Annotated in this window: 16 protein-coding genes and 3 tRNA genes; 13 read left to right on the plus strand and 6 right to left on the minus strand. The window is 57.6% G+C overall.

The features are described 5' to 3' along the window. The first annotated feature begins 57 nt into the window (after positions 1-57). The 5 genes from HGHM_RS07430 (at position 58) to HGHM_RS22240 (ending at position 2,429) form a co-directional block, all read left to right on the plus strand. A tRNA-Gly gene (locus HGHM_RS07430) sits at positions 58-133 on the plus strand. A 118-nt stretch (positions 134-251) separates the two neighbouring features. Continuing rightward, positions 252-325 (plus strand) — tRNA-Cys (locus tag HGHM_RS07435). Between the two features lie 64 nt (positions 326-389). Continuing rightward, positions 390-482 (plus strand) — tRNA-Leu (locus tag HGHM_RS07440). A gap of 451 nt (positions 483-933) precedes the next feature. Then, positions 934-1,827, plus strand: a complete 894-nt coding sequence (locus HGHM_RS07445; RefSeq protein WP_019140892.1) for a hypothetical protein — start codon at positions 934-936, stop codon at positions 1,825-1,827. A 185-nt stretch (positions 1,828-2,012) separates the two neighbouring features. Further along, entirely contained in the window at positions 2,013-2,429 is a 417-nt protein-coding gene (locus HGHM_RS22240) for a hypothetical protein (RefSeq protein WP_019140893.1), read from the plus strand. 403 nt (positions 2,430-2,832) lie between these two features. Here HGHM_RS22240 and HGHM_RS07455 read toward each other — a convergent pair whose 3' ends face one another. Further along, positions 2,833-4,581 carry a RecQ family ATP-dependent DNA helicase gene (locus HGHM_RS07455; RefSeq protein WP_019140894.1) on the minus strand — a complete coding sequence of 583 codons (1,749 nt, stop codon included), beginning with the start codon at positions 4,579-4,581 and terminating at the stop codon, positions 2,833-2,835. 235 nt (positions 4,582-4,816) lie between these two features. Here HGHM_RS07455 and HGHM_RS07460 point away from each other — a divergent pair, with 235 nt between their 5' ends. Beyond that, positions 4,817-5,020: a cold-shock protein gene (locus tag HGHM_RS07460; RefSeq protein ID WP_019140895.1), complete on the plus strand. Its 204-nt coding sequence runs from the start codon at positions 4,817-4,819 to the stop codon at positions 5,018-5,020. Positions 5,021-5,151: 131 nt separating this feature from the next. Here the strand turns inward: HGHM_RS07460 and HGHM_RS07465 are convergent, their stop codons facing one another. Continuing rightward, positions 5,152-6,804 carry an L-lactate permease gene (locus HGHM_RS07465; RefSeq protein WP_019140896.1) on the minus strand — a complete coding sequence of 551 codons (1,653 nt, stop codon included), beginning with the start codon at positions 6,802-6,804 and terminating at the stop codon, positions 5,152-5,154. Between the two features lie 395 nt (positions 6,805-7,199). Beyond that, complete coding sequence (locus HGHM_RS07470) at positions 7,200-8,108, minus strand: LysR family transcriptional regulator (RefSeq protein WP_019140897.1); 909 nt, start codon at positions 8,106-8,108, stop codon at positions 7,200-7,202. A gap of 191 nt (positions 8,109-8,299) precedes the next feature. On the opposite strand from HGHM_RS07470, the gene HGHM_RS07475 reads away from it, so the two are divergent. From HGHM_RS07475 to HGHM_RS07485, 3 genes are all read left to right on the plus strand, one after another. Next, on the plus strand, positions 8,300-8,986 hold the full coding sequence (locus HGHM_RS07475; protein WP_019140898.1) for a haloacid dehalogenase type II: 687 nt from the start codon (positions 8,300-8,302) through the stop codon (positions 8,984-8,986). After that, positions 8,983-9,744: a sulfite exporter TauE/SafE family protein gene (locus tag HGHM_RS07480; protein WP_026075796.1), complete on the plus strand. Its 762-nt coding sequence runs from the start codon at positions 8,983-8,985 to the stop codon at positions 9,742-9,744. The genes HGHM_RS07475 and HGHM_RS07480 overlap by 4 nt, the downstream gene beginning before the upstream one ends. Positions 9,745-9,932: 188 nt before the next feature. Next, positions 9,933-12,152 carry a malate synthase G gene (locus tag HGHM_RS07485; protein ID WP_019140900.1) on the plus strand — a complete coding sequence of 740 codons (2,220 nt, stop codon included), beginning with the start codon at positions 9,933-9,935 and terminating at the stop codon, positions 12,150-12,152. A 157-nt stretch (positions 12,153-12,309) separates the two neighbouring features. Here HGHM_RS07485 and HGHM_RS07490 read toward each other — a convergent pair whose 3' ends face one another. Both HGHM_RS07490 and HGHM_RS07495 read right to left on the minus strand, forming a co-directional pair. Next, positions 12,310-12,909, minus strand: a complete 600-nt coding sequence (locus HGHM_RS07490) for a MarC family protein (protein WP_019140901.1) — start codon at positions 12,907-12,909, stop codon at positions 12,310-12,312. Between the two features lie 58 nt (positions 12,910-12,967). Next, entirely contained in the window at positions 12,968-13,405 is a 438-nt protein-coding gene (locus HGHM_RS07495) for a thioredoxin family protein (RefSeq protein WP_034348870.1), read from the minus strand. A 329-nt stretch (positions 13,406-13,734) separates the two neighbouring features. Here HGHM_RS07495 and tsaB point away from each other — a divergent pair, with 329 nt between their 5' ends. Genes tsaB through HGHM_RS07515 form a run of 4 tightly spaced genes read left to right on the plus strand, consistent with a single transcriptional unit; the run spans position 13,735 to position 16,744 of the window. Then, positions 13,735-14,424, plus strand: coding sequence for a tRNA (adenosine(37)-N6)-threonylcarbamoyltransferase complex dimerization subunit type 1 TsaB (gene tsaB / locus HGHM_RS07500; protein ID WP_019140903.1), 690 nt, complete (start codon positions 13,735-13,737; stop codon positions 14,422-14,424). A gap of 59 nt (positions 14,425-14,483) precedes the next feature. Beyond that, positions 14,484-14,912 carry a ribosomal protein S18-alanine N-acetyltransferase gene (gene rimI, locus HGHM_RS07505; RefSeq protein ID WP_019140904.1) on the plus strand — a complete coding sequence of 143 codons (429 nt, stop codon included), beginning with the start codon at positions 14,484-14,486 and terminating at the stop codon, positions 14,910-14,912. A gap of 44 nt (positions 14,913-14,956) precedes the next feature. Beyond that, positions 14,957-15,736, plus strand: coding sequence for a uracil-DNA glycosylase (locus HGHM_RS07510; protein WP_245549249.1), 780 nt, complete (start codon positions 14,957-14,959; stop codon positions 15,734-15,736). A 30-nt stretch (positions 15,737-15,766) separates the two neighbouring features. Then, a complete protein-coding gene (locus tag HGHM_RS07515) occupies positions 15,767-16,744 on the plus strand; it encodes a DUF1853 family protein (RefSeq protein ID WP_019140906.1) in 978 nt (325 codons plus the stop codon). On the opposite strand, the gene lplT is transcribed toward HGHM_RS07515, so the two are convergent. Beyond that, on the minus strand, positions 16,741-18,006 hold the full coding sequence (gene lplT, locus HGHM_RS07520; RefSeq protein ID WP_019140907.1) for a lysophospholipid transporter LplT: 1,266 nt from the start codon (positions 18,004-18,006) through the stop codon (positions 16,741-16,743). The genes HGHM_RS07515 and lplT overlap by 4 nt on opposite strands. Between the last annotated feature and the right edge of the window lie 97 nt (positions 18,007-18,103).

The raw sequence follows: 18,103 nt of genomic DNA on the forward strand, positions 1-18,103 counted from the left end.
ATGCGCCTCAGGATGTATTCCTGTTGGGGTTGCTGGCGATAAGAATAGAAGGTCATTGCGGGAATAGCTCAGTTGGTAGAGCGCAACCTTGCCAAGGTTGAGGTCGAGAGTTCGAGACTCTTTTCCCGCTCCAATAAAAAAGAGGAAATGCGAATTTTCTCTTTACCGATCCGGTCGCTGCGAGAGTAGAAATACGAGCAGCACGGCGTGTTCAGCACAATATCAATTTTGTGTTTACAATACGCACCCATGGCGGGGTAGCAAAGTGGTTATGCAGCGGCCTGCAAAGCCGTAGACGCCGGTTCAATTCCGACCCCCGCCTCCAGCATTCCAAAAAAAGCGCCTCGTGCGCTTTTTTTATGCCTGCGATACTCTAAAATTCGCGGTGTGCCCGAGTGGTGAAATTGGTAGACACAGCGGACTTAAAATCCGCCGCTTACCCGAGAGGGGGCGTACCGGTTCGATTCCGGTCTCGGGCACCATTCCTCTTCCATATACCGATTAATCCTGAATGCCTTGTCAGCCATTGTCTTTGTGGGCACAGGCCGGGACGATGCACGTCGCACGCTATCCAGTCGCAGGCTCGTTTTCTCGCTTCCGGGATGCCGTCACAATTGCCAGATGTTTTGAGCCGGCGCCACCCACCCAGCTGTGGCTCGCGCCTTTGCCTGCGGCGAGGGAGGTGCATAGCACTCCATCCTCTTCGCATGCTTGCGGCATGCAGCGATTTTTTTTATTCGCGTGGCTCTGACGGTGTCGTTCAGACGGATTCCGATCAACCGTGCCGCGTGCTTGAAACTAATCTAAGCCTTGACTGCTCTTATCTTTCCTTGTGGTCTATGGTGACTGCCGATTTTGTCTCTGTGTGCGATACAGGCCAGCATCGCGGCCGTTCAGGCGCATCTCCCTATTCCTTGAAAATTTTCACGCCTTATGCAAACCCGCATCACTTCGGTTGGCCTGATCGTTCCTCGCAATCCAGCCGCTGAATTCGAATACCCCTACCACATCGATCGCGTCAGCCTGGATGCGCTGCCATCAAAACCGGGCATTTATATATTTCGGGATGAGCTTGATCGGCCGCTTTACATTGGCAAGAGTGTCAACATCCGCAGCCGCGTGCTGTCGCACCTGCGGACACCGGAAGAGGCACGCATGCTGCAGCAGAGTCGCTACGTGGAATTCCAGCGTACGGCGGGCGAGATTGGTGCGTTGCTGCTGGAATCTCGACTGATCAAGGAGCAGCAGCCACTGCACAACAAGAAGCTGCGGCGCACACGCGAGATGTGCACCTTGCACCTTCCAGACGGCGCGCCGAACGCCGCACCGGAAATCATTTACGCGCGCGATCATGATTTTGCGCGAACAGAGGGGCTATACGGGTTATTCGCCACGCGCAAGGCGGCGCAGGAAAAGCTGCGTTCGATTGTCGAAGAGGAGCGCCTCTGCCCCGCCTTGACCGGTCTTGAGACCGTGTCCCGCGGGAGGGCATGCTTCTCGAGGCAGATATCACGTTGTCTCGGTGCCTGCGTTGGCGAAGAATCCATGGAAGATCATCACCGGCGACTGAAGGCGGCACTGGAGCAAATGCGGGTCATGGTGTGGCCTTATGCGGGACCGATGGGAATCGTGGAAGAGTGCGAAGGCTGGAGGCAGACCCATGTCATCGATCGCTGGTTCTACCTGGGCTCGATAGACCATAAAAATAAGGGCAGGCGGACGCTGAAGAGGCCCGTCAGGCAAACTTTCGACGTCGATACCTACAAGATCGTGGTCAAGCCGCTGATGAGTGGTGAGCTTCGCGTTGAGCCCGTCATTCTTGGCTGATTCCGGCGGCTGTCAGTGATGTGGCAGCGCAAGGAGAGGAGGTTGCCGGTGTTCTGGGGTTCGCTGCCAATGACAAAGCGGCGCAATCAGCCCATGCTGATCACACCGCTTCCTGACTTGGCGCAGGCGTAAAGCCTGTCCCGCCATGTGTTAATGACCGGCGTAGCGGGTTGCCAACGCCGGTCATGCCTGCAAGTTACTTGCTGCCGGAGCTGCCACTGGTGCCACCTGTGCCCGTACCAGGCGTACTGGTGCTTCCAGTGCTACCGCTGGTGCCGCCAGAGGTCCCGCTGCCGCCAGTGCCGCTGGCGCTGGAACCACCGGCACCGCTTGCGCCCGGCGTGCTGGTGCTGGTGCCGCCCGTTCCACCGGCGCCGCTGGTGCCTCCTGAACCCGCAGTGCCTGCGCCGGTTGTGCTGCCAGCAGAGCCGGAAGCCCCGCTGCCGGATTCGCTGCTGCTGGTACCGCCTGCTCCGCCAGCGCTGCTCGGGCTGGAGCTGCTGGAGCTGCCAGCCGGGCTGCTGCTGGATCCGCTGGGGCTGCCTGCGGTTCCACTGGTGGAGGGGCTTGAGCTCGGAGCGCTGCTGCTGGCGCCGCTTTGAGATTCATCTTTTTTACCACATGCGCTCAATGCAAGAGACGCCACCAGCGCTGCGAGTAAAACTGAATGTTTCATCTTCGTTCCTCTCAAGAAAATTATTAGTAAAAAGAGCGCTTATCGTAAGCAGGCAGAATGCCTTAAAACGCCAATTCAGATATTGATCGACATCCGATGACGATGTGATTCTTATAAGAGATGTAATCAAATCGGCAGTTCCAAAAAAGCAGCAAATTTTTACAAAAAAAGAAAACCGAAGGCGCTCGGAAGAACAGGGCGAACCGGACTGGACCACCAACTTTCCTCTCGCCCCATCGTGTCGGGAATAAAGGGGGAGGAAAGGGAGCAGCGGGGTAAGGTTTTCTGTGCGACAGCACATGTCATGTCATATTCAACTGACATTGGCTTTATGCCAGATCCACATAACTGCTTAGAAAAGTTTTCGTCTGACTGTCCGGAAAGACGATGGTGACTTTGTCGCCGGCAACGGATACGATGCGGCCCTCGCCGAATTTCGGCACTTTTACCGTCTTCCCGGCACTGAGCGCCGGCTCTGCCTTTTGATGATGGATTGGCGCCGGCTGCTGCCGCTGCGAAAGAGGTCGCAGGCTTTGTTCCGGAGGCTGCAAGCAATTGTCACAGCTTCCGCAGTGGTCCCAGTCGACCTCCTCACCAAAATATTCCAGCAGCACCTTCCAGCGACAGAATCCCGTCTGCGCGTAAAATACCATCCGTTCGAGTGCCTCGCGATCGTGTTCGCCTTTCTTTTCGTAGGCATGCGCCAGCTCCGCGAGCTCGTGCTTGCCAGGGTGTTTGTCGAGCAATCGATAGTGCATCGCTTCATCCTGCTCGATCAGTCCGCCATCCGTCAGTAGCTTGAGTACAACCTTCAACCTGCCTTGAGGCATTTCCGCAACCTGCTCATGCAGTGACGCAAATTCAATTTGTTGATTCTCGGCAGCAAGCGCCTGAAGCGCGGCGTAGACTTCATTGATGTCCTCTGGTGCCGGGTATCGGCGTGCCAGGAAAAATTGTTGTATCCGCTTGTCCTTGGGGTAGTACAGCAGTGTGCAGTTAGACGCTTCTCCATCGCGGCCGGCACGCCCTGATTCCTGGTAATAGGCTTCCAGACTGGACGGCAGCTGGTGGTGAAGCACGAAGCGTATGTCTGGCTTGTCGATGCCCATGCCGAACGCATTCGTTGCTACCATCACTCTGCAGGCTCCTGCCATGAACATGTCCTGATTGCGCATGCGCTCCTTCGCCGACAATTGTCCGTGATAGCAGGCAACACTCACGCCGGCCTCCTGCAGGCTCTCATGCAATTCCTCAACCGCCTTTACCGTTGCCGCATAGATTATTCCGGGGCCGTCGGTCTGCTTGGCCAACCGGATCGTCTCGGCAAGCTTTTCTTCATCTCCGGTGGTAGGGATCACCCGATAATGCAGATTCGGCCGATAGATGCCGGTGTTGATTACCTGCATTTCTGGCAGGCCGAGCTGCTGGCGAATGTCCGAAATGACGTTTTCGGTGGCGGTGGCCGTCAGCGCTAGTACCGGCGGATGTCCGAGCGCATTGATGGCCGCACCGAGCTGGAGGTAAGCCGGACGGAAGTCGTGTCCCCATTGGGAAATGCAATGTGCTTCGTCGATCACGATAAGATCGAGCTTGTTCTGCTTGATCGTCTCGATGAATTCCGGGTCGGAGAGGCGTTCCGGCGTCGTGAAAACAATATCGCTTTTTTCCTGCGCAATGCTCTCGATCGTCGCTGCCTCTTCCCGCTCGGTCAGCGTGCTGTTGACCTCGGATGCGGCGACGCCCGCATCCTGCAACTTGTCTGCCTGGTCCTTCATCAGCGAGATGAGGGGCGATACGACAATCGTTGTCCCGGGGATGTGCAGTGCTGGCAACTGGTAGCACAAGGATTTCCCCGCGCCGGTGGGCATAACGGCGAGCGTATCGTGGCCCTGCAGCACGCTATCGATGACTTCGCGCTGTCCGGGACGGAGGCGCTCGAATCCGAATACTTCCGTCAGGGTTTCTTTGAGTGGCCGAAATTCCGCAGCCGAAGAGGTGGTTCCCCCAGCATGGTGTTCGGGAGCTGCGAAAACCTGGTTGGGTGTGCGATCAGGATGGGGGTCGGTGTGGCTTTGCATGGCGTCTGAAAAAGAATGTCAGTCCATGCCAGATGCACCAATCATGCCAGACTGGCTTTGGGCGGGAGGCGTCAGATTTTCTAGAAGTGATTTTCTTATTGGTCCTGCAGATTAGGTGAGCTATAATGAAAAACCGTTGAAGTTGAGGTTGTAGTGCAGTGTCTGTCTGTCATTTCTTTCTTGCTTCAAAGGATCTATCCGGGCAATTGCCCAATTAACTGAAATAGGAAATGTAATGGCTACAGGTACCGTCAAGTGGTTCAACGATGCAAAAGGTTTTGGCTTCATCACTCCGGACGAGGGTGGCGAAGATCTGTTCGCACACTTCTCCGCGATCAATTCAAGCGGCTTCAAGTCGCTGAAGGAAAACCAGCGAGTTTCCTTTGAAGTGACGACTGGCCCGAAAGGCAAGCAAGCGTCCAACATCCAGCCGCTGTAAGCTGGATTCGCAAGATAAAAATCCCCGGCGAGCCGGGGATTTTTTTTTGCCCTTCCGAATGGAATTAAACAGCGAAGGAATAAAAAAAGCGAGGCCGGAGCCTCGCTTTTCATTTTGCATCCCGCGCTTGTTTAATGCACTAGCGAGGTGAAGGGCGGAACATAGGCTTGCAAGGTCACCAGGATACCGACCAGGCAGGCAAGGGCGATCGAATGGAAGAACACGTAGCGCAGGATGTCGCCTTCGTGCCCGTACCATTTCGTCGCGGTCGACGCTACCACGATCGATTGGGCATCGATCATTTTGCCCATCACGCCACCGGAGGAGTTGGCGGCAGCCATCAGAACTGGGTTCAGACCGATCTGCTCTGCAGTAGTACGCTGTAGGCCACCGAACAGCACGTTGGAAGCCGTGTCGGAACCCGTCAGAGCCACACCCAGCCAGCCGAGAAGCGTTCCGAAGAAGGGATAGAGCACACCGCTGTGGGCGAATGCCAGGCCCAAGGTCGAGTCAGTGCCGGAATAGCGGGTGGTGTAGCCCAAGGCCAGCATGGCGGCAATCGTGAGCAGCGAAAAGCGCAGAAGCTTCAGCGTGTCCCAATAGACCTTGAACAGTTCGCCCACCTTGTAGCCCATGATCAGGCCGGAGATGACTGCGGCTACCAGAATACCGGAGCCGGTGGCGGACAGCCAGCTGAGCGTATAGACGGCTGCTTCAGGCGTGGCTTTCGACACGACAGGAGGCATCTTCTGCACCATCTTGTGCAGGCCGGCCCACTCGAATTTGAGAACGGAAACGCCATCCAGGAATTTCTTCCACTCAGGGATACCCCAGATGAACACGAGCACCGACAGGATCAGCCATGGCAGCCATGCACGGATCACTTCACCGCGCTGATAGTTGTGGAGCTGGCTGCCAGCCGTGGATTCCGGAGCTGCGCCGCTGAATTTGCCCGCGGCGGAAGTCCAGATTTGCGCAGGCTTCCATACCTTGAGGAAGAGCGTCAGGCATGCCATGGAAATAATGGCGGCGCCGACGTCCACCAGCCACGGACCGTGGAAATTGGAGATCAGGTATTGCGGGATTGCGAAAGTTGCGCCCGCCACCAGAATCGCCGGCCAAATCGCGATCATGCCGCGGAAGCCGCAGAATGCCCAGATCAGCCAGAACGGCACGAGGATGGAGAAGAAGGGCAACTGGCGGCCGACCATGCCGGACAACTGCAGCATGTCGAGTCCGGTCACGCCGGCAAGGGCGATGATCGGCGTGCCGAGCGCACCGTAAGCTACCGGCGCCGTGTTGGCGATCAGCGACAGACCGGAAGCCGCGAGCGGTGCAAAGCCTAGGCCGATCAGGGCGGCGCCGGTTACTGCCACCGGCGTGCCGAAACCACCGGCACCTTCGAAAAACGCGCCGAACGAGAATGCAACCAGCAGCAACTGGAGGCGGCGGTCCATGGTGATGCCGGTAATGCTTTCCTGAAGCACTTTGAAGTAACCCTTCCGCTCAGTGAGCTGGTAGAGAAAGATGACATTCAAAATGATCCAGCCGATCGGCAACAATCCGTTGGCTGCGCCCAGGAGGGCTGATGAAAATGCCATGGAAGCCGGCATCGAATAGCCGATGATCGCAACTGCAAGCGCGGCGATCAGGCCGAGCAGCGCCGCGATATGCGCCTTGATATGAAAAAATGCCAGCGCTGCCAGCATCACCACCACCGGAATTGCTGCCACCAGTGTGGACAAAACGGCGTTATTGAACGGGTCATATACTTGTGACCACATAGCTCTCTCCTCGAGACATCGTTATTAAAGTCCTGCAAACACCAAAAAAATACTGGCGCGAAATTTTGTCATGAGTAAATTTTGCTCAAGATGAAAAAAGATTCATCCCTTGCTGAAAATTTTGCATCGAATTGCTCATGACTTGCGCAAACCGTACTCCCTTTGGTCACCCCAATGCTGCTCCTTCGGCTTGAACGGTTTGCAATGCGTAAAATGCCACTAATTGTAATTCGTGTAAATCATTGATTCGGGGGAGTAGCGTTTTTCCTGCATGAGCCAAAACTTGGCTTTTCACGGCGTGCGAGTTAGATACGGATCAAGGCCAGAATGTGGTGCCTCGCGCAAAGGTCCGCCGGAAAAATTGCGCGTCCCCCAAGCTGCAGCTTCCGCTCTTTCTATTGCCTGTTGCGCCAGTAGTCCGGCTTGCTATACGCGTGGCGCAGAAAGTCGACGAATGCCCGGATGCGAAGGGGCAGATGACGACGCTGGGCGAAAACCGCATAGATATCGTTGCCCGGGGCGGCGAATTCGTCGAGAACGGTAACTAGCTTCCCGGATTCGATTTCAGTCCCCACTTCCCATATCGAGCGCCACGCCAGTCCCTTGCCAGCAAGCGCCCAGTCGTGCAGCACGGCGCCGTCATTGCAAACCATATTGCCGCTGACTTTCAGCGTCACATTCTTGCCGTTCTGGCGAAACGTCCAGCCGCGCTGGCTGCCTTCGCTGCTGATTGCCAGGCAATTGTGCTTGGCCAATTCGTCGAGAGAATTTGGTGCCCCGTGGCGCTTGATATAGGCAGGGGAGGCCACTACCACGCGCTTGTTGTCCGCAAGCTTTATTCCGACCAGATTGGAGTCCGACAGGGCGGCAATCCGGATGGCGACATCGATCCCCTCGCCAATCAGGTCCACCACCCGGTCGCTCAAATTGAGGGAGACCGTGACATCGCGGTGCTCTGCAAGAAAGGAGGGGAGAAGAGGTGCGACATGCTGGCGGCCGAAACCGGCCGGGGCGGAAATCGACAAATGACCGCTCGCTTTCGCGCTTCGTTCGGAAACGGCGGTTTCTGCCTCCTGCAGTTCGGCAAGGATGCGCTGGCAATCTTCAAGGAAAGCTGCGCCTTCATTGGTCAGGGCAATCTTGCGTGTGGTGCGTTGCAGCAACTTGACGCCCAGCCGTTCTTCCAGAGCATCCAGCCTTCGGCCCATCATGGCCGGCGCAATGCCTTCCGCCCGGGCGGCAGCCGACAGGCTCCCTTTGGCAACTACCTCAACGAATGTGGAAATCTGCTTGAATTGATCCATAGGTGGAGCCGTCGAAAATGTGTACGCGCAAGTCTTGGTTTCGGGCAAAGCTTGATCGGATTTGTGTTATCTGTGACTAAAATAAAAAAATGAAGTGAGAAATCCTGCGGCTTATTCGTATTTATATTGAATATACTGCCGATCATGTCCAAGAAGCAAATTCTAGCCCGGCCAAGAACCCGGTTATCGAGATGAACTTGCAAGCCATTGCTTTTGACGCTTACGGCACGCTGTTCGACGTATATTCGATCCGTACTCTTGCCGAACGTCTGTTTCCTTCTCGAGGTGCCGAACTTGCGGACTTGTGGCGCAGCAAGCAGATTGAGTATGCGCAATTGCGCACTCTGTGCTCGATGTACAGGCCCTTCTGGGAGGTCACCCAGGACGCGCTCGTATTCGCCTGCAAGAAGCTCGGGGTCGAGTTGACGCTGGAAGCGCAGACCCAACTGATGGGGCAGTACGCGAAGCTGGAAGCCTTCCCGGAAAACCTGGAGGTCCTGTCGCAGTTGCAGGCGCTGGGGATGAAGCTGGCCATTCTTTCCAACGGCAATCCGCAAATGCTGGAAGCGGCCGTCGCGGCCGTTGGGATGCAGGGATTGTTCAGCCAGCTTCTGTCCGTGGACGCGGTAAGAAAATTCAAGACCGCACCAGAGGCGTATCAGCTCGGGCCGGATGTGTTCGGCGTGTCGCCAAAGAACATCCTGTTCGTATCCAGCAACGGCTGGGATATCTGCGGTGCGAGCTGGTTCGGATACCGGACCTACTGGATCAACCGGACCAATGGGCCTTTTGAAGAATTGGGCGTCGTGCCGGATGGTACAGGGCCGGACATGTGGGCATTACTGGAATACGTGCAAAAGAACAGGACGCAGGGATGATGGGCGTGTGGCAAGTACTATTGGTTGGCATGGCGGCGTTCTGCGCGGGCGCGATGAATTCAGTCGCGGGCGGCGGAACCTTCTTTTCCTTTCCCGCGCTGCTCGCAGTGGGCGTCCCTCCGGTCACTGCGAATGCAAGCAATTCTGTAGCCCTCTGGCCCGCCAGCCTTTCCGGGGCCTGGGCCTATCGCAAGGAACTGGCGCGCTACAAGAAGTATCTGGTTCCGATGGGCGTCGCCTCTTTTATCGGTGGCGTCGGTGGCGGGCTGCTTCTTCTGTCCACGAAGGATGCGACATTTTCGCGCCTGATCCCCTGGCTGCTGCTGTTCGCCACGGTGCTGTTCGCATTTTCTGGCAAGATCTCGGTCTGGCTGCGTGGCAGGAATGCTCAGAAGCCCGGCACTAGCATGTCGTCGCTTGCAGGACAGGTGGTTGTATCGGTATATGGCGGCTTTTTCGGCGCGGGGATGGGCATCCTCATGCTGGCCAGCCTTGCCATGGCGGGGCACGATGACGTGCATGAAATCAACGCGATCAAAAATCTGCTGTCCGCGATCATCTACAGTGTCACGGTATGTACGTTTGTCGTTGCTGGCGCCGTTGACTGGCCCTACACGGTGATCATGCTTGCCACGGCAACCCTCGGTGGATACTGGGGAGCATCCGTCGCTCGCAAGATTCCTGCTCTCTGGCTGCGCCGCTTTATCATTACTGTTGGATTCGGCCTGACCCTGTTTTATTTTTACAAGACGGCCTGACGACAGGCTGCGTGCCTCAAGAGCGCAGCGTTGCAATATGCCGGTGCGATGCCATAGTGTCTGTAAGGGCGTGAACACATGGAAGCCGGCCGATGAATGACCAAAAAGAATTACGGGCAGTACAGGGCAGACCTGATCTGAACGATAAGATTTAATTTAAGCAACCACAACATGCGAGGATTCATACTATGAATGCACGTACCACCTGCCACGGGCTCCAGGTAGCCACCAATCTCTACCGCTTCGTTGAAGACAAGGTATTGCCGGGCACTGGCATCGATAGCGCAAGCTTCTGGAAAGGCTTCGATGCCATCGTCCACGACCTTGCACCGAAGAACGTGGCGCTGCTGGCCGAGCGCGATCGCCTGCAGGCAGAGATCGACAAATGGCATCGTGCCAATCCTGGCCCGATCCGCGACATGGGCGCCTATCGTGCATTCCTCGAATCCATCGGCTATCTGAAGCCGCAGCCGGAAAACTTCACGGTCACCACTACCAACGTCGATGCCGAACTCGCCTTGCAGGCCGGTCCGCAGCTGGTGGTGCCGATCCTGAATGCCCGCTATGCGCTGAATGCAGCCAATGCGCGCTGGGGTTCCCTCTACGACGCACTGTATGGCACCGACGCCATCCCGGAAACCGAAGTGGATTCCAAGCTGGGCGCGACCGGCGGCTACAACCCGGCACGCGGCGCAAAGGTGATCGCCTTTGCCCGCAACTTCCTCGATCAGTCTGCTCCGCTCGCAAAGGGCTCGCACCGTGACTCCACCGCCTACAAGGTCGTTGACGGAAAGCTCGCCGTCACCCTAAAGGACGGCAGCGTTACCGGCTTGGCCGATGAGAAGAAATTCGTCGGATTCCAGGGGCAGGCGGATGCGCCTTGCTCCATTTTGCTCGTCAATAACGGCCTGCATATCGATATCCGCATCGACCGCGGCACGAGCATCGGCAAGGACGATCCGGCCGGCGTTGCCGATGTGGAGATCGAAGCCGCGCTGTCGACCATCCTCGATCTGGAAGACTCGATCGCAGCCGTGGATGCCGACGACAAGGTCCTGGCCTATTCCAACTGGCTCGGCATCCTGCAAGGCACACTGGTGGAAAGCGTTACCAAGAACGGCAAGACTTTCAACCGTACCCTGAATGCGGACCGCCAGTACACCGCAGGCGTTGGTGCGGCGAATGCCAAGGACGGTGTCGTCACCCTGCACGGCCGCTCCCTGCTGTTCCTGCGCAATGTCGGTCATCTGATGACCAATCCGGCCATCCTCTACGGCGACGGGAAGGAAATCCCCGAAGGCATCATGGATGCAGTGATCACTGTAGCGATCGCCTTGCATGACCTCAAGCGCAAGCCGGAACAGAAGATCGGCAACACACGTACCGGATCGGTATACATCGTCAAGCCGAAGATGCATGGCCCGGCTGAAGTAGCCTTCGCCAATGAACTGTTCGGCCGCGTCGAATCGCTGCTCGGCCTGGCTGCCAATACCGTCAAGCTCGGCATCATGGATGAAGAGCGCCGCACCAGCGTCAACCTCAAGGCCTGCCTCAAGGAAGCTGCTGCCCGCGTGGCCTTCATCAATACCGGGTTCCTGGACCGCACTGGCGACGAAATGCATACCGACATGTATGCCGGCCCGATGATCCGCAAGGGCGAGATGAAGAGCAGCACCTGGCTGTCCGCCTATGAGCGCAGCAACGTGCTAGTAGGCCTGTCCTGCGGTCTGCGCGGACGCGCCCAGATCGGTAAAGGCATGTGGGCCATGCCGGACTTGATGGCCGCAATGCTGGAGCAGAAGATCGCGCATCCGAAGGCCGGCGCCAACACCGCCTGGGTACCGTCGCCTACCGCTGCAACCCTGCATGCGCTGCACTACCATCAGGTCAACGTAGCCCAGGTTCAGAAGGAACTGGAAAAGATCGATGCGCCGGCTGAAATCGAACGCCTGCGCAATGAACTGTTGCAGATCCCGGTGGTTGCCGAGCCGAAGTGGTCCGCGAGCGAGATCCAGCAGGAACTCGACAACAACGCACAGGGCATCCTCGGTTATGTGGTGCGCTGGGTCGACCAGGGTGTGGGCTGCTCCAAGGTGCCGGACATCCACAACGTCGGGCTGATGGAAGACCGTGCGACGCTGCGCATCTCCAGCCAGCACATTGCCAACTGGCTGCTGCATGGCGTGGTGACCCAGGCGCAAGTCGAGGAAACTCTGAAGCGCATGGCGAAGGTTGTCGACACGCAGAACGCGGGCGACCCGTTCTACAAGCCGATGGCGCCGGACTTCGAAGCATCCTATGCCTTCCGTGCCGCGCGCGACCTAGTGCTGAAGGGCCTGGAACAGCCGAGCGGCTATACCGAACCGCTTCTGCATGCATGGCGCCTGAAGGTGAAAGCGAATGCCTGAGCCTTGCACAGGTAAGGTAAAGCTGTTCTGAGGATGCGCAGGCGCTTGCCGGTGCCTGCCATCCGTGAAGAAAGCGCTGCATTGAAACCTGCCTCAGCCCGATGGTCCGAGGCAGTTTTTTTATGCCGCCAGTTTCAATGTGTGAACTACGCGTGAATTACAGCGTGGCCAGGTAATCCCGTATTCCCGCCAGCAGCATCTCTACCGCCATGGCGGTCAGGATCAGCCCCATCAGGCGCTCGAACGCAGTCATTACCCGCGTGCCCAGCACGCGCTGCATGCGCTCGGCGCCAAGCAGGACGATCAGCCATACGGCAGCGACCATCGACAGGACGGCGACATGCAGCAATGCTTCGCTTACTCGGTTGCTCGACAGCAGTAATACCGTGACGAGGGCTGAAGGCCCCGCCAGGGCAGGCACCGCCAGGGGAACGATGAAAGGCTCGCCCGACGTTTCGCCATCGCCGAAAATGCCGCCGGGTTGCGGAAAAATCATCCGCAGCGCAATCAGGAACAGGATGACGCCGCCACCGATTCTCAGCGAAATGTCGGTCAGTTGCAGGGCAGCCAGAAAGTGGCGGCCGAAAAACATGAAGACGAGCAGCAGCAGGAAGGCGATGGAGCATTCTCTGACAATGACCCGGCCACGCCTTTCGGCTGGAACATGCGCAAGGGTGCTGGCAAACAAAGGTACATTTCCGAACGGATCGGTAACGAGCAGCAAGAGTATGAAAGTCTGAAAAAAACTTTGCGTCATGGCCTTCCAACCGCTGCGAGCAACCCAGATGCTCGACACACCGACGCGGTGCCCGGATTCATTCCTGTTCGTTCATTGATGCGCGCAAGCGCGCGCGCAGATTGCAGTCGCGCTGCCATTCCTGCCGTTCCTCGCTGCCATTTGCTTCGCGGGTCAAGTCCTCCATGCTTCTTTCCGCCTGAGCCTGGATCAGCCGATCGGCAAGTTTCGCGTCGGGCAGCACTGTCCCAAAAAATGCAACGAGGTCGCCACGCTGAATAAGCAGGGTGGGGAAATTTTCCACGTCGATGTCTCCGACCAGGTCTGCCTGGTCTTCGATGTCGATCCAGATGAAGCGCTTGTCCGGATGGCGCGCGGCCAAGGCATCGAAACCGGCACGGTAGGCGCGGCAGGTATCACACCAGGCCGCGCAAAGGCAGGCGACCACCCACATGCCATCGTTCAGCCATTCGGCGAGCTGTGCGCTGTTTTGCGAATCTAAAGTAAGGCTGGACATGAATCTGGTGATGAACAATAAGGTATCGATCCGTAAGGACAGATGAGGGCTCGATATGATCCGGCTGAACCGGCAGGTGCGAAATCTCAGCCGCCATTTTCCACGTAATGCTTGGGATATCCTGTCGAGAATGAAACAATTTCCGGCAGGAGGTGACCACATTGTAGGGCATGCCGCCGCCTGACGCAGGGCGGAAGCCGGTGTGCATTACTGCGTCCTTTGGTCCTGCCTGTTGCCGGGAACGGCGGAGGCATGCGCCCACCGTCGCCGCGCAGGCAAAAATCCTTCCAAGCCGCCGCGAGCCGCGAGGCGCACGGTAAAATACGAGCATGTCCATCATTCTCGCCATTGAAACGTCCACCGAGCTTGCCTCCGCAGCTTTACTGCAAGGCGAACAACTGATCACGCGTGAATCTTCCGGTGTCCAGACGCATTCCCAGGCTGTGTTACCCATGGTCCAGTCCCTGCTTGCAGAAGCGGGAATTCCACTCGGGCGCTGCGACGCTATTGCATTCGGCGCCGGTCCTGGATCTTTTACCGGAGTGCGCACCGCATGCGGGCTTGCCCAGGGAATCGCATTCGGACTGGACTTGCCTCTGGTGCCGGTCGTGACACTGCTGGCGATGGCGCAGGCATGCCGCGAGGAGAGCGGCGCCACCGACGTGCTGGCAGTGCTCGATGCACGCATGGAAGAAGTCTATTGGGCACAGTACCGCTATGCGGATGGATGGCAGACGGTGATCGAGCCAAGCCTGTCCGCGGCAGTGGCTGTCGTGCCCCAAGGGGTAGTCACGGCCTGCGGCAACGGGATTGCTGCCTATCGATCCGCGTTCGAATCCCGGCCGTTTGTTCAAGATGCGCTGATTGCCGCGATGCCTCATGCGTCGCAGGTTGCGCAACTTGCCAGCATCGAGTATGCGCAGGGCAGGACAGTTGCGGCGCGCGACGCGCAGCCGGTTTATCTGCGCAACAAGGTCGCTTTCACCACCTCCGAACGAATGGCAAGGGCGCAGACATGAGTGCAGTGCATTCCTCACTTCCTGACCGGCCACAATCGCGCCCGATGCAGTTCGCACGCATGCAAGAGAGCGACCTGCCGACGGTCCTTCTCATCGAGAGGGCTGCTTATCCTTTTCCCTGGACACACGGAAATTTCCTGGATTCACTTCATAGCGGTTACGAGAGCTGGGTACTGCGCGATGAAAGTGGCGCGATTGCCGGTTATTTTCTGCTGATGATGGCGGTGGAGGAGGCGCATTTGCTGAACATTACAGTACGGCCGAACTTGCAGGGGCAGGGCTTGGGAATAATGCAGCTCGACAAGGTTTCGGCACTTGCGCGCGAAAGGCACATGGAGTCGGTTTTGCTAGAAGTCAGGCCATCCAACCAGCGTGCCCTCGGTATTTACGAGCAATACGGCTTCATCCAGATAGGGCGGCGCAGAGCATACTATCCGGCAGCGGACAATGCGCGTGAGGACGCAATCGTCATGAGGCTCTCATTGTGAGCGCGACTGTGGATAGACGCGGCATCTTTTTGAGGGAAATCGGGATCGGGCCGGTTTGGGTACGGAAAACGGGGCGGGCAAGTTCTGGCGCCGACAACATCAGTGCCGAAGCTGGACAACCGCTCGTGGAAATGGATGTCCCTGCTTCGCTCCCGGAGACGGCGGTTGAGACCGGCATGGCCTCCGAAGCACTTTCGCTTCCTGCGGGCGAAATGTTGGGCGATGCCCCGCCGGCTGCAGACATTGAGCGCATGGACTGGACGGCGATCAAGGCCGCTGTCGCCGGTTGCGTGAAATGCCGACTCTGCCACGGCCGCACCAAAACTGTCTTCGGCGTCGGCGATGAAAAGGCGAAATGGCTGTTCGTGGGCGAAGGGCCGGGACGGAACGAGGATCAGACCGGCGAGCCGTTCGTCGGACCGGCGGGCAAGCTGCTTGACAACATGCTGTTGCCACTCGGTGTCAAGCGCGGCGAAAACGCATACATTGCCAACATCGTCAAATGCCGCCCGACCGATGCAAGCGGCAAGGATCGTCCACCCACACCGGAAGAAGCCGCGGCATGCATGCCTTATCTGCAGCGGCAGATTGCCCTGATCAAGCCGACGATCATCGTTGCCTTGGGAAAGACCGCCGCCCTGTCGCTTCTCGGGCTCGACCCGGAGACGCCGGTCTCCAGCCTGCGGGGGAAAGTGCACCGATATCAGAATTTGCCTCTCGTGGTAACTTATCATCCGGCCTACTTGTTGCGAAACACCGTGGACAAGAAAAAGGCCTGGATGGATTTGTGCCTGGCCATGAGCACATACGCCGAGAGTGCATAAGTCCGGTGGACAGGCATTTCGGTTCCGACCATGCAGCCTTCGCCACTCATTCCCTCGTTCCAAGCCCATTTCCATTCGCGCTGGGGACATTTGTCCGATCCGCACGTGCGGGCAATGGCATGGCTGCTGGATGCTCCCGACCTGCTCGATCCGCGGGACCCGCTGTGGCAAGGAAAAGTGGCCACACTCGGTCCCATTGATCAGGCAACGGCGGACTGGCTGACAGGTCTGGACCAGGCTCCTGAGGCATTGCACGCTTACCTGAACCTCCAGCCTTTTTCGCGATTGGGCCGCTATGCAGAAAAGCTGATGGCTTTTTACCTCGAACATCAGGGCATTCTGGTTGCGCATGGCGTGCAGGTACGAGGAGAGAACAAGGAAACGATAGGGGAGTTCGATTTCCTCCTGCGGCAGGAGGAAGGGCTTGTTCATTGGGAGTTCGCAAGCAAGTTCTATCTGCTGGAGAACGGGGGAGTCCTGTCGCGCAAAGCCGATTATTTCGTGGGCCCCAATCTCGCTGATACCCTGGGAAAGAAAATACGCAAGATCATGGAGCAGCAGTTGTACTTGTCACAGCATCCTGCTGCACGGCGCCATCTGCCGGCCCCCATTCATGCAGCGCAGGCACTCGTCAAAGGCTGGCTGTTTTATCATGAGGGATCCTCGCCATCGGTCAATCCCCCAGGTGTGTCGCCCTCGCATTGCCGCGGCTTCTGGTGTTCCCTGTCCGAACTGGAGCGATGGGAGACCGGCGAGCTGTACGTTGTGCTTCCACGCCTGAGCTGGCTGGCACCCGCCAAGGTTCCTGCACAGCAGGCACTCAAGCTTGAGCAGCTGAAGCAGCAACTGACTGGCCAGTTTGAAATCGACAAGGCGCCGGCACTGGTTGCGGCAGTGCAGATTCAGGACGGCTGGGCCAATGAGACGGATCGGGGATTTATCGTGCCGGATGAGTGGCATGTCCGTGCCAAGGCAAGTGCCAGCGAGGCTGCGGCCGACCCGGTCTAGTGGTGCTTGTGTTCCCCGATCAGGGCGAGAGAGTTGTAGCGGCGCTGGTTGCTCGCATGCTTGCGCATGGCCAGCATCATCATGCCCGAGACAAACAAGCCGAACAGGATGATGACCGCATTGACATTCAGGTTCAGCTTCACCATCAGCGCATATAGCGCCAGCATGGTCAGCACCGAAATGTTTTCGTTGAAATTCTGCACTGCGATCGAATGGCCGGCGCTCATCAGCACATGGCCGCGATGCTGCAGCAGCGCATTCATCGGAACGACGAAATATCCAGAGAGCACGCCAACCAGCACGAGCAAGGGGTAAGCCAGCCAGAAGGAATGCACCAGGGTCATTGTCATGACCACCATCCCCATGAGCACGCCCAGAGGCATGACCGTCAGCGATTTCTTCAAAGGCACGAAGCGTGCCGCGGCCCCGGCTCCGAAAGCAACGCCAAGTGCGAAAACGCCTTGCAGGATGGCTGCCTTGTCCAGCGGCATATGCAGCGATTTCTCGGCCCATTTGAGGACGATGAATTGGAGCGTGGCGCCGGCGCCCCAGAACAAGGTGGTCACGCCGAGCGAGATCTGGCCGAGCTTGTCTTGCCAAAGAGTAGTGAAACAATTGGCAAAGTCGCTGATCAGCTTGAGAGGATTGCGCTCCTGATGCGGATAGCGCACCCCTGTGTCCGGAATTTTCAGATTGAAGATTGCGGCGATCAGGTAAGTCACCATGATGACTGACAGAGCTGCTTCACTCGGGGTATTGACGCCGGTGTCGATGACCGGGAAATTGAAGCTCAACAATTCGGCAGAGACGTGCGGATTGACCAGTGCCCCTCCCATCACGGTGCCTAGAATGATCGACACCACGGTCAGGCCTTCAATCCAGCCGTTCGCGGCTACCAGTTTTTCGGGCGGCAGGAGTTCAGTCAATATGCCGTACTTCGCGGGAGAATACGCAGCAGCGCCGAAGCCAACCACGGCGTAAGCGGCCAACGGATGCACATCAAGAAACATCATCACGCAGCCGGCGATCTTGATGAGGTTGGTGACAAACATCACCCGGCCTTTGGGCAGGGAATCGGCAAACGCGCCCACAAAGGCTGCCAGCAACACGTAAGAGAGCACGAAAAACAGCTTCAGCAGCGGCGTCATCCACGCCGGTGAATTCATTTCTGCTAATAGTGCAATTGCTGCAATCAGGAGGGCATTATCGGCAAGCGACGAAAAAAATTGCGCTGCCATAATGGTGAAAAAACCGCGATTCATCCGCATTTGGGTTATAACTGGATTTGTCTCTGGCTTGCTTTATACCATGAATCCCCAGAGCGGCCGCGAATTTGAGAGGTGCCAATAAGCACGGTCC

This window comes from Noviherbaspirillum massiliense JC206, assembly GCF_000312045.1.
GTDB classification, from domain to species: Bacteria; Pseudomonadota; Gammaproteobacteria; order Burkholderiales; family Burkholderiaceae_D; genus Noviherbaspirillum; species Noviherbaspirillum massiliense.